This window comes from Paenibacillus sp. FSL M7-1046 (assembly GCF_038007405.1).
GTDB lineage: Bacteria > Bacillota > Bacilli > Paenibacillales > Paenibacillaceae > Paenibacillus_AQ.
This window is the reverse complement of the sequence record NZ_JBBOXB010000001.1, coordinates 7,277,013-7,289,282: the sequence shown is the minus strand read 5'-3', so window position 1 is coordinate 7,289,282 and position 12,270 is coordinate 7,277,013. Positions and strand designations below refer to the sequence as shown.

At 50.2% G+C, this 12,270-nt stretch carries 10 protein-coding genes; 9 read left to right on the top strand and 1 reads right to left on the bottom strand.

Annotated features, from left to right (window positions below):
* Nucleotides 1-79: 79 nt before the first annotated feature.
* The 9 genes from NYE29_RS32765 to NYE29_RS32725 all read left to right on the top strand — a co-directional run bounded on the left by NYE29_RS32765 (nucleotide 80) and on the right by NYE29_RS32725 (nucleotide 9,977).
* Nucleotides 80-1,105: an ABC transporter substrate-binding protein gene (locus NYE29_RS32765; protein WP_340899274.1), complete on the top strand. Its 1,026-nt coding sequence runs from the start codon at nucleotides 80-82 to the stop codon at nucleotides 1,103-1,105.
* A gap of 29 nt (nucleotides 1,106-1,134) precedes the next feature.
* Nucleotides 1,135-2,142, top strand: coding sequence for a FecCD family ABC transporter permease (locus tag NYE29_RS32760; protein WP_076112212.1), 1,008 nt, complete (start codon nucleotides 1,135-1,137; stop codon nucleotides 2,140-2,142).
* Between the two features lie 59 nt (nucleotides 2,143-2,201).
* Nucleotides 2,202-3,182, top strand: coding sequence for a FecCD family ABC transporter permease (locus NYE29_RS32755; RefSeq protein WP_340899872.1), 981 nt, complete (start codon nucleotides 2,202-2,204; stop codon nucleotides 3,180-3,182).
* Between the two features lie 24 nt (nucleotides 3,183-3,206).
* Nucleotides 3,207-3,968 (top strand): alpha/beta hydrolase, encoded by a 762-nt coding sequence (locus NYE29_RS32750; RefSeq protein ID WP_340899272.1) that lies wholly within the window; start codon nucleotides 3,207-3,209, stop codon nucleotides 3,966-3,968.
* A 212-nt stretch (nucleotides 3,969-4,180) separates the two neighbouring features.
* On the top strand, nucleotides 4,181-4,576 hold the full coding sequence (locus NYE29_RS32745; protein ID WP_076112215.1) for a GntR family transcriptional regulator: 396 nt from the start codon (nucleotides 4,181-4,183) through the stop codon (nucleotides 4,574-4,576).
* Nucleotides 4,577-4,588: 12 nt separating this feature from the next.
* Nucleotides 4,589-5,782, top strand: coding sequence for a DUF5808 domain-containing protein (locus tag NYE29_RS32740; RefSeq protein ID WP_340899271.1), 1,194 nt, complete (start codon nucleotides 4,589-4,591; stop codon nucleotides 5,780-5,782).
* A gap of 568 nt (nucleotides 5,783-6,350) precedes the next feature.
* On the top strand, nucleotides 6,351-7,550 hold the full coding sequence (locus NYE29_RS32735) for a saccharopine dehydrogenase family protein (protein WP_076112218.1): 1,200 nt from the start codon (nucleotides 6,351-6,353) through the stop codon (nucleotides 7,548-7,550).
* Nucleotides 7,551-7,570: 20 nt separating this feature from the next.
* The gene (nspC, locus tag NYE29_RS32730; protein WP_379143227.1) at nucleotides 7,571-8,707 is read left to right on the top strand and encodes a carboxynorspermidine decarboxylase; all 1,137 of its coding nucleotides are present in this window, start codon (nucleotides 7,571-7,573) and stop codon (nucleotides 8,705-8,707) included.
* A 286-nt stretch (nucleotides 8,708-8,993) separates the two neighbouring features.
* Nucleotides 8,994-9,977, top strand: a complete 984-nt coding sequence (locus NYE29_RS32725) for a phosphotransferase enzyme family protein (RefSeq protein WP_340899267.1) — start codon at nucleotides 8,994-8,996, stop codon at nucleotides 9,975-9,977.
* Between the two features lie 489 nt (nucleotides 9,978-10,466).
* Here NYE29_RS32725 and NYE29_RS32720 read toward each other — a convergent pair whose 3' ends face one another.
* Nucleotides 10,467-12,083: a stalk domain-containing protein gene (locus tag NYE29_RS32720; protein ID WP_340899265.1), complete on the bottom strand. Its 1,617-nt coding sequence runs from the start codon at nucleotides 12,081-12,083 to the stop codon at nucleotides 10,467-10,469.
* Nucleotides 12,084-12,270 lie beyond the last annotated feature (187 nt).

Below are 12,270 nucleotides of genomic sequence, written 5' to 3'. Positions count from 1 at the left end.
TAATCGAAAATGATAATCATTATCACTTGTTGTGATATAGATTGGACATTTTACAGAGTGGAAGGGGATTTATAGAAAGATGAAAAGATCATTTGGGATAGCAGGACTGATAGCATTATTTGTACTGGTACTTACAGCGTGCGGAGGCAACGGCAACAATACGCCGGCAAATGGGGCCGCAAATGCTGCGGAAACCGCAACAGCAGCTCCGGCGGCAACGGCAGAGGCAACGGCAGAAGCCTCACCGGCAGCAGCTGAAGCAGGCACGCGCACGATTGAGTATTTAGGGGAGCAATATACGGTACCCGCATCAGCAGAACGGATTGTTATTACCGGAGCTATGGAAGCCATGGAGGATGCGCTGGTGCTGGATGTGCATCCAGTCGGCGCGATTACGTTCAGCGGTGAATTTCCGGAACGCTTCGCGGCCATTACGGACAAGGCTGAATCGATCGGGGAGAAAACCGAGCCGAACTTCGAGACCATCCTGAAGCTGAAGCCGGATGTGATCCTCGGGACTACGAAGTTCAAGCCTGAAGTAGTAGAGCAACTGAAGAAAATCGCTCCGCTCATTCAAGTCTCGCATATCGCCAGCAACTGGGAAGCGAACCTGAATCTGATGGCAGAGCTGACTGGCAAGCAGGAGCAGGCTGCGGCGGAAATCGCCAAATATCAGACAGCGCTGGAAAGTGCAAAGGCAGAGCTTGGTGAGAAGCTGAAGGATCAGAAGGTAGTGGCAGTACGTATCCGTGCGGGACAAATGTTTATTTTCCCTGCGGCGGTGTTTGTTAACCCTATCTTGTATAACGATCTCGGCCTGAGTGTTCCGGCAGAGGTAGAAGCGGCGAAAGCACAGGAAGGTATTTCGGTCGAGCAGCTGGCGTCAATGAATCCGGATATCCTGTTTATCCAATTTGCTGCTGATGAGAATGCCGAGACTGCAACAGCGCTGGAAGACCTGCAAAGCAATCCGATTATCCAAAAAATTAATGCGATGAAAAATAACAAGTCTTTCGTCAATGTAATTGATCCGTTGTCCGAAGGCGGACCGGCATGGAGCCGCATACACTTCCTGCAGGCTGCAGTGGAGCAGCTGAACAAGTAATCTGAGATTGTACAAAAGAGTGGGATGATATGAAATTATCTGCCGGACTAAAGACGACCTCCCTGCTGGTGCTGGGGGTCGTCCTCATTATACTCGTCGGTGTCTTGTCGGTGCTCTATGGCACTAAATCCATCAGCTATAGCACGGTATGGAATGCGCTGTTTCATCTGGACGGGGACAATATTGATCATCTGATTATCCGGACCTCGCGGATTCCGCGGGTGGCCGGGGCGCTGCTGATCGGCGCGTTCCTGGCCGTATCCGGGGCCTTAATGCAGGGGATGACCCGGAATTATCTGGCCTCTCCTTCAATTATGGGGATTAGCGACGGATCTGTATTTGCCATTACGCTATGTATGGTGTTCCTGCCCGGCGCTTCATCCATGACGATGATTCTCTATTCACTGGCAGGCTCGATGCTGGGGGCAGCTTTGGTCTTCGGTACGGCCAAGCTGCTGCCCGGCGGTGCCTCGCCCTTGTCACTGGCCGTCCTGGGTACTATTATCGGCACATTTCTTGGAGGGGTGTCGCAGGCGCTTGCTACCTATTTTCAAATTTCGCAAAATATCAGCTTTTGGTACAACGCCCGGCTGCATATGATGGACCCGGCGTTAATCAAGCTGGCAATTCCGTTTGCCGTGGTCGGCTTGGCTCTGGGCCTGATGATGGCCCGTTCCGTGACGATGCTCTCGCTTGGTGACGAGACCGCTGCAGGCCTCGGCCTTAAGGTCACAGTGGTAAAAGGCTTGACGATGCTGAGTGTCGTCATTCTGACGGGGATCTCAGTGGCCATTGCCGGGAAAATAGCCTTTGTCGGCCTCATAATCCCGCATATTACGCGTTATCTGATCGGTCAGGACTACCGCAAGATCATTCCTTTTTCCGCTTTTTTGGGCGCGCTGTTTCTGGCTGCATGCGATCTCATCAGCAGGTTCGTGAATTTTCCGTTTGAAACGCCGATCGGTGTAGTCACCGCTTTGTTCGGGGTTCCCTTTTTCCTCTATTTAATTAAGACGAGAGGGGGCGGCCAGACTTGAGCAAGTCCTCACTATCACCGAAACCAAAGCGGCTTGCTTTCTGGTCCTTGTTTCTGATCATGTGTGCACTCACGCTGTGTTTCATGTACATCAGCCTGACCAACGGGACCTTCGACCTTTCAGCGAAGGATGTGCTCCGTACTTTACTGCGGATTAATCCCGCCAAAGATCATGACCTCGTTATCTTTGATTTTCGTCTGCCGCGCATTGTACTTGGCGCCCTTGTCGGGTTCGGGCTGGGAATCGCCGGAGCTGTACTGCAGGGCATCACCCGCAACTCTCTTGCGGATCCCGGAATTCTCGGCATTCATGCTGCCGCAGGAGCTTTTGTCGTATTGTACATGTTCTTTGCAGCAGGGACGATGAAGACCCCGGACTGGTTTGCGGTCCTGTCCATGCCGATGTTCGGATTTGTTGGCGGGCTGGTTGCCGTCGTTCTGCTCTATATCTTCGCCAGGCAGAACGGTGAGTTTAATCCGCAGCAGCTGATTCTTGTGGGCATCGCGCTTGCATCCGGCTTTGGGGCAATTACCCTGTTTGTCTCACTCAAAATGGACCCGCAAAACTTTGAGATGGCCGCCGTCTGGCTGGCCGGCAGCGTGTACAGCGCGAACTGGAGACAGGTGCTTTCGACCCTGCCCTGGCTGGTGATATTAATTCCAGTGATCTGGAGACGTGCAGCTGTTCTTGATTTAATGCAGCTGCATGAAGTGAGTGTAAAGGGATTGGGTGTCGCTGTAAGCAGAGAACGGCAAATCCTGCTGCTCTGTTGTGTCGGTCTGGTCAGCGCCTGTGTCTCCGTGTCCGGCAGCATCGGGTTTGTTGGCCTGATCGCACCGCATATCGCCAGAAGACTGATCGGCAACAGCTATAAATACATCGTCCCCTTATGCGGCATGATTGGGATGCTGATGGTGGTTATCGGCGATTTTATTGGCAAAACGGTGTTCGCTCCGGCTCAGCTGTCGGTGGGCATTGTCATCTCTATCATCGGTGTGCCGTATTTCATTTTACTTTTGTTCAAGACACGCACGAAATAGATGCGCTTGAAGGAGGCTGGCATCATGGAAGGAACCTATAGACAGGAAGAGCTTGGAGGCCGCAGCCTGACCCTCTATACTCCGATGTCCTATGGGGAAGAGGGCAGACGGTTTCCGGTTGTTTATCTGCAGGATGATGGCGAAGTGATGGAGCATTCGCTGAATTACCTGGAGCATTTATTTATAACCAAAGCTCTGCCGGAACTGATTTTTGTCGGCATTACCCCGCATGACCGGAATCATGAATACACACCATGGCCGTCGCCGGCCCTGATGCCGGACAGACCGGATTTTGGCGGTGGCGGCGGAGAATATTTGAAGGAACTTGTCGGGAGGATCAAGCCGTATGTCGACAGCAGGTATCATACTTTGCCAGGACCAGAGCATACGGGGCTGCTTGGCTGCTCCTTCGGCGGATTGATCACACTTTATGGGTCTTACCTTTATCCCGATGTGTTTGGCAGGATCGGGCTGATCTCCGCATCGTTCTGGTATGAAGGTATCGTGAATTACATACGGGGACAGAGCAGGACAATGCCGGAACAGCGGATTTATATGTATGTCGGAGAGCTGGAGGGACTGTACAAGACAAACTTGCAAAAGCAAATGGTCCCACAGTCGCGCCTCGCGCATGAGCTGCTGCTGGAGCAGGGCTTTAGCGAGGAGACATTGCGCTTTGAGACCAACCCCATAGGAACACATGACAGTGTGTTTTTCAGCCAGCAGCTTCCGCAAGCCCTGTATTGGCTGTTTGGAGCAGAGCATGCCGGGGGCAGCAGAGTCTAATCCTGTGGTGAGTGAATCAATGGCGGGGCAATCATATAAGGAGTCTTCCGAAAACCGCGCTGGCGGCTGAGGGAGGCTCCTTTTTTTAGTAGATATGAAGAGAGGATCAACCAGGGACTCTTCGAGGGGGGAGACAGAGGATGTCTGCTTTGACACTAAGTATTATTTGTATTACTATATGTAATACAAATAATCTGAAACGGAGAGCTTATATGATTATAACTCTAGATTTCAAAAGCGAACTTCCGATCTATGTCCAGCTGCGCAATGAGATAGTGATCGGTATTGGCAGCGGCGGGCTGGAATGCGGCGAGAAATTGCCGACGGTCAGGCAGATGGCCGCAGACCTTGGTGTAAATGCCATGACCGTAAACAAGGCTTACGCCATTCTGAAGAATGAAGGCTTCATTTCCATAGACCGCAGGCATGGGGCGACCGTCTCGCCAAGCGGAAATGGACAGCCTGAATTCAAAGCCAAACTGGAAAATGAGCTTCGTCTGGTCATCTCTGAAGCAAGTCTGAAGGGAGTCGGGCGGGAGGAGTTCATGCAGCTATGCGCAGGGATTTTCTCTACGGTGGCATTTAAACCAGGCATGCTTACGGAATAGGAGAGGTATCCAATGATTACTGTATTTCTGATGGGAATCGCTTTGTTCATCTTCTTTGTCACCTTTGCGATGTACTGGAGCTCAAGCAAGCCGAATGGCATCCTGTGGTTTGGAGTCAGCCTGCCTGCTCATGCGTTGCACAACGAGGAACTGCAGAGGTTGCAGAATTTGTGCAGGACAATGTACATAAGGTACGGTGCACTCACCCTGCTGATGCTGTTGCCCATGCTGCTGGTGCATGCCTACGTTTCTTTAGCAGTCATCTACCTGTTCCTATGGGCAGGCTTGATGATGACCCTGCTCCGAATCCCTTTTGTCCGGACGCACCGGTCATTTGCTGAACTGAAACGGAAAAATGAATGGTTCGTCGGGGAGAAGCGGATCATACGAATGGACACCAGACTATCTAATGCTCTGCACAGCAAAGAGGCGAAACTCTCTCTGTTCTGGTACCTTGTTCCGGCGTTAATTGCACTCCTTCCTTTTGGATTCAACGTTTCTGGGGATGCCTCGTACATTGTACATGCTGCGGGAGGTACTGCGCTGGGAATGACCCTGCTCCTCTTCATCATAACCGCTTCCTTTTACAGAATGAAACCAAGGGTATATACCGTGAACAGCGAGATCAACATCCTCCTTAACCAGACCGCCCGCCGCCGCTGGTCCCGCCTGTGGTTTGGAATTGCTTTGGTTGGCAGCTGTACCGCAGCAATCACTGCCTATGCCGAAACCCTGAACGAAGGCACTGCAGGAATTATATGGAGCCTAGGCATGTTCAGTTTTTCGATTGTACCGATACTGGGCGTTGTATGTGTACATAATAGCTTAAAGAAACTTGAGGCGGTGGCGCTTGCGGGGGAACAGGAGATTTTATACACGGATGATGATGAGTATTGGATGAACGGGACAACCTATAATAACCCTAATGACCGTTCCATTATGGTGCCGAAGCGGATTGGAATTGGCACTACGATTAATATAGGGACAAAAACGGGTAAATATATATATTACGGCCTTTTTGTGTTTGTGGCGGTAGTAATCATCGGGACCGGATGGATCAGTGTCCAGGCAGAGTTCTCTACACCTGTAATGAAGATCGGTGACAGCGGAACTGTTAAGATTCAATTTCCGATGTACAACTACAGTTTTGCACTAGAGGATGTTCTTGAACTGAAGCTGGTGGATCAATTGCCGGAAGGCGGCTGAAGGACTAACAGTATTGGAACGGACAAAGTGGCTATAGGAAACTTTAAGCTCGATGATTTCGGCAAAAGCAAGCTATACCTCTATAAACAATCCCCTCCGTACATTGTAATCAGATTGCCTGACCTCTATGTGGTTTATAACCATAAGGAGGCATCCGAGACCCGGCAGATTTTTGCGGAGCTGCAAGGGAGGTGAGGAAATTCATTGATTTTAAAATAAATCGTATGAAGCAGACCCCTGCTGTGATACAATAGTCCGGTTGGCCTTGTATACGGGTATCCGTTCAATATAGCTTCTGCTTCTTTGGCGCAATGAACAGAAGAAGCCGAGAAAAACAGAGCATTCTCATGTATTACTATGAATTACAGAGTATTAATAAGGAAACCCGTAGATTTTACAGAAAAGGCATCAGTTTTTGTCGTTTTTTATTGATTTATTCAAAAGTATTCTGTATAATCAGCCTTGTTGATTTTTCATATGGAATAGCCCATGCTTCCGAAGCAAGTTTTGTATAAAGCTATTCTTCTGAAGCAACGCTGACAAAACTTTTTTTGGGAGGTTGTTAATTTTGGGAAAAGCGTTAATTATTGGCGCTGGCGGCGTAGCAAGTGTTGTTGTGCATAAATGCTGTCAGAACCCGGATGTATTTGAAGAGATCTGTATCGCGAGCAGAACCCTTGCGAAATGTGATGCTCTGAAAGATAAATTGGCCGGAGGCCAGACGAAGATTTCTACTGCTCAGCTCGATGCAGATAACACGGACGAGGTCATTGAACTGATCAAGAGCTTCCAGCCGGATGTCGTTATTAATGTCGCTCTCCCATATCAGGACCTGACCATTATGGATGCTTGTCTGGCAACGGGAGTGCATTATGTGGATACCGCCAACTATGAACCACAGGATACTGCTAAATTCGAGTATTCCTGGCAGTGGGCGTACAAAGAAAGATTCGAGAAAGCCGGAATTACCGCGCTGCTCGGCAGCGGCTTTGACCCTGGTGTAACCGGTGTGTTCACGGCTTATGCGCAGAAGCATTATTTTGACGAAATCCATACGATTGATATTGTTGATGCCAACGCGGGCGACCACGGTTATCCGTTTGCCACCAACTTCAATCCTGAAATCAATATCCGCGAAATTACGGCTAACGGACGTTATTTTGAGAATGGCGAGTGGATTGAAACTGCACCGCTGTCCGAGAAAAAAGTCTACGATCTCCCGGAGATCGGTCCCAAGGATATTTACCTGCTGTATCATGAAGAACTGGAATCCCTGGCTGCCAACATCAAGGGTGTGAAGAAAATCCGTTTCTGGATGACCTTCTCACAGAACTATCTCACTCACCTGAAGGTGCTTGAGAATGTGGGCATGACTTCCATTGAGCCGATCCTTTATGAAGGTAAAGAAATTATTCCTTTGCAGTTCCTGAAGGCGATTCTGCCTGACCCGGCATCCCTGGGACCAAGAACCAAAGGCAAAACTAACATTGGCTGTATCATTCAAGGCACTAAAGACGGCCAGCCAAAAACTTACTATGTGTACAATGTCTGCGATCATGAGGAATGCTACAGAGAGGTTGGCTCCCAAGCCATTTCCTATACCACCGGCGTTCCAGCAATGATCGGGGCTATGCTGATTATAAAAGGCATCTGGAAGAAACCGGGCGTCTACAACGTAGAAGAATTCGATCCGGATCCATTCATGGATGCACTGAACAAACACGGGCTGCCTTGGCAAGAAGATTTCTCGCCAACGCTGCTGGATTAGGGCGTAACGTAATGAAGGATATAGATATCGATATCAGCTCGCTGCCTTCACCCGCTTACCTTGTGGATGAACGGCTGCTGAAGAAGAACCTCGAGACACTGAACTACGTGCAAGAACGTAGTGGTGCGAAAATTCTGCTTGCGCAAAAAGGCTTCTCCATGCATGCCCTGTACCCGCTTGTCGGACAGTACCTGCATGGCGTGACCTCCAGCTCCTTGTTCGAAGCCCGGCTGGGCTTCGAGGAAATGGGCAAAGAGGTGCATGTCTACGCGCCTGCTTATATGGACCGTGAGTTCGATGAGCTGCTCGGTTATACCGACCACATAGTGTTCAACTCGTTTGATCAGTGGAGCCGGTTCAAGGACCGGGTGCAGAATGCTCCGAAGAGAATCAGCTGCGGCATCCGTGTCAATCCGGAATATTCCGAGATTGAAGTGCCGCTTTATGATCCATGCTTCAACTTTTCCCGGATGGGCGTAACTTTGCCGAACTTCCGTCCCGATGAGCTTGAGGGTATCGATGGCCTGCATTTCCATACGATGTGCGAGCAGAACTCGGATACGCTGGAGCGTACGCTTAAGGTCGTGGAAGAGAAATTCGGACAGTACCTGCATGGCATGAAATGGCTGAATTTCGGCGGCGGCCATCATATTACCCGTCCCGATTATGATCTGGAGAAGCTGATCAGCTGCATCCTGCATATGAAGGAAACCTATAATGTCGAGATCTATCTGGAGCCCGGTGAGGCGGTTGCCCTCAATACCGGATACCTGGTGGCTACCGTTCTGGACACGATGCATAACGGAATGGATATTGCCATTCTGGATACTTCGGCCGAATGCCATATGCCGGATGTGCTGGCGATGCCGTACCGTCCGAACATTATCGGCGCCGGAGAGCCGGGCGAACATGCCTATACGTACAGACTCGGCGGCATGACCTGCCTGGCAGGAGATGTGATCGGGGACTATTCATTCCCGGAGCCGCTGAAATACGGCGACAAGCTTGTCTTCCTCGATATGGCGCATTATTCCATGGTGAAGAATCATATGTTCAATGGTGTGAACCTGCCGGCCATTGCTTCGTATAACGAAGAAGAGGGCCTTAAGGTGATCAGAGAGTTTGAATATAGCGATTTTAGCAACAGATTGTCTTAATAATTATAATAGCGAGGCGTTCCGCCACCTGTGTTTATGGGTGATGGGGCGCCTTTTTTTGGTTGCGGTTAACGGGGAAGCGGCAGCACTGAATGGTTAAAGCTGTTTTATCCATTGCTCTTAAGCATAGTACTCGCGTAACATCGAGACATGAAGCCAGCTAGCTTGAACGTGAAAGGAGTGATCGGCATGAAACGCCGGGCTAATCCATCTACTATTACATTGACGGTGAAGAGGAATTGATTACTTAATCCAATTGTGAACTGAAAAGGAGCTGCTGCAACGCATGCTGAAGTTAAAATATTTATTCTCGAATGAAAGTTTGGCGGAGATGCTGCTGGGGAACTGGACCTATGATCCGGAGTCGCTGCATTTGTTCCAGTACTATCGAATCTCCTCCAATGCGATATATCCGTTCAGAAGTGCCGGGAACGGTCAATTCCTGCGGTTTGCCCCGCAGTCGGAGAAGCTTATAGAAAACTTGCTGGCTGAGCTGGAGTTCATCTCCTACCTGAAGGACTGCGGATATGGCGTGCTGGAGGCCGTTCCCTCCCTGGAAGGAAAAGAACTGGTAGAAGCGAGGACTCCCTGGGGAGAGTATTATGCTTCTGTCTTCGTACGTGTACCCGGAGTTCAGCTGCAGGATGCCGGCTTAAGCGATCATGTCATGTTCAGGTATGGCGAGGCCTTGGGCAAGCTGCATCAGCTGTCCAGCACGTATAGCCCTGTACAAACCAAGAGAGGGTCGTACCGCGATGTGCTGGACTGGACCGTGGATGTGTTAAAGGCGTTTCCGCAGGAAACGGCGGCTGTGGCGGAAGCTCGGCTGCTGGCCGAGTATTTCAGCAAGCTCCCGGTTACAACAGCCAATTACGGGCTGATCCATTATGACTTTGAACTGGACAATGTGTTTTATGATGAAGCTAGTGACACCATCAGCGCGATAGATTTTGATGACTGCATGTACCACTGGTATGCTGTGGATATCGAGCAGTCGCTGGACAGCCTGGTAGAGGAGATTGATCCTGAAGAGTTTGGACTAAAGAAAGAGCGCTTTATGGAAGGGTACCGCAGCCAATTTAGTCTTCCCGATGACGGCCCCTCTATGGCGGCGTGCAGACGGTTCGCCGATTTGTACGGGTATGCCAGAGTTTTGAGGTCCACCGCTGAACAATGGGAGCATGAGCCGGAATGGCTCACGGGGCTGAGAGGCAGGCTGCACCATTCCCTGGTGACCAGATCTGCACGGTTTGGAGAGCGGTTAACCTAAGGCGGGCAGCGCAATGTGAGCGGTGTGACGTATGTTGATGGATGATGACGGATGTTAATGGATGTTAATGGATGCTAATGGATGCTACTGCCGGTCTTGAGCGGTAAGTAACTTGTTGCTGTCCCGCCGGACAACTCAGAAATTCGTAACGGGAATTGCGCCCGCTAAATAGATGATACTACCGGAATCTGAGTAACTAACGGGAATTTCTCCCGCCTTATTTAACCAAATGGCCCGATTGAGTGGAATGGCTCGAATTAGCGGCAGAAATTCCCGCAAAGGTTTTGAAGAGGATTGTTTATACAATAATACCGGGAGCTTTGCCCGTTATTGTTGCTAAGACTGACTGGCGATCTTAACATTACAAGTAGAGGAAATCCTGAATTGATAAACCCCAGGAAAAAGCGGACCCCGCTTCCACGAAACGTGGAGCGGAGGCCCGCTTTCTGCTTTAGATCGGCTATTGGATAAGCCGGGGACTGTGGAGATCTATTTGTAAGTGATTGCAATCTCCTCTTCCTGCGGCATCCAGTTGACAGATGCACCAAGCTGTTCGCTGATGAAGCGCAGCGGCAGGTAGATCGTCCCGTATACGACAAACGGCGGGGTCTCAAGAGTTACCGTTTTGTTATTCACGGTCGTAGCCCCTGTAACAGAATTGATCGTGATCGAGATGGCGGGTTTATCGCCAGCGGCGCGGGTAATCGTCACTTTTTTATCCACAGTGGTTGTTGTGCCTCCTGCTTTGCCTGAAGGGACACTCTTCGTATCTTCTTTGTAAGAGACATTGGCCCCCATCTTGTCAAACAATGAACGGAGTGGAATAAAGTTCTGTCCGCTCCGGGTAATTACACCGTTCGTTAGAGTAACCCTTTCGCCGTTCAAGGATACTGCAATCGGCTTCTGCACGGGAACGGGAGTTTTATAACTGAACTCATACTCACCATACCCCAGCTGTCCGTCTTTGTTGACGCCCCAGCCCAAGAGTGACCCGTCCTTTTTTTGTAAAATAAGATGGCGCTCCCCTTCCTGTATAGATGTGATATCAGAGGCAAGGAGAGTGAATTTTGCATCCGCTGACATGGAGTCGCCTTCAAGGGAGGCCGTGTAAGCTTTGCCATCTGCAGTCAGGGCGACGATTGAGCGTTCCATGAAGTAGGCACCAGTAACGTTCTTGATGCCTGTAAGGCACACGGGGACTTTCTGCTCATGATAAGTGGTTCCGTCGGGCCAGCCCGTTACGGTGGAACCCCAGAACCACAGGCGTGATTGAGCATCGACGGCCAGCATGGTCCGCGAGTTGCCATGGATCGAGCGGATATCTGTCAATCCGCTCACCCGAGAAGCGGATAGGACAGACGGAAATGGCTTTCCGGAATCAGCGGAGTCATAGGACTGTATAGGCCAGGTCCAAAGTGTACCGTCTTTTTTAAGCGCATATTGCTGCGTCAGCTGGAGGATACCGGTCAAATTCTGGACAGGCTCAAAGGTGGACAGCTCATCGCGGGAGGTCCATACAGTGCCATCTTTTTTCAGGAAGTTGATACGTTCCCAGCCTTTGTTTCCATCCCATTCATTATAACCATTCACCGCAGCGACATTATCTATGCCGGGAACAACTGTATAGAGGGGAGATTTGTCTTCGTCTGATACTCGGGGAGAGCTGAATACCGCGCCATTTCCATCTATAGCTATGTAACGGCTCCAAAGCGTAGAAAGCGCTGTTACCTTGGTCAGCTCCTGCACAGGAGTGACTTCCACCGCCAGAGTCTTAGGATTGGTCTGCCACCGCCACACGGCATTATCCCTTGTGACAGCCAGTCCTCCGGCCTGTAGGCCAAACCCATAGGCGGCTTGTACATCCTTCAGCCCCGGAAGCAGAGTAGGCACCGATTTGGTGCCACCCCATATCCAAAGGCTTCCGTCATTTTTAATCAGGTATTCTGGTCCATAGGACTTAATGCCGGCAGTTGCCTGCACTGTTGCTACGGCGGTTGTAACGGCAGCTTCGGCACTCCCAGCACTCCCGGCAGCGGATGCATGTATTGAAGCCGTTGAAGCGGTTAAGCTCAGCAACAAGCATAAAGTCATGGTCCATTTTTTCACGGAAATCCTCCTCGACAATTTGCGTAATTGACTTATATAGGAAATAAAACAACCTGTAAGGTTAGACGCAAGGACTGGTAAAAAAGTTTCCTAACCAATCTAATACCTCACGATTGTTCGGGAAGAGTAAGGCAATATCAATCAAAAGGCCGTATCCGCTAAGTCTGAAGCGGATACGGCCTTTTCT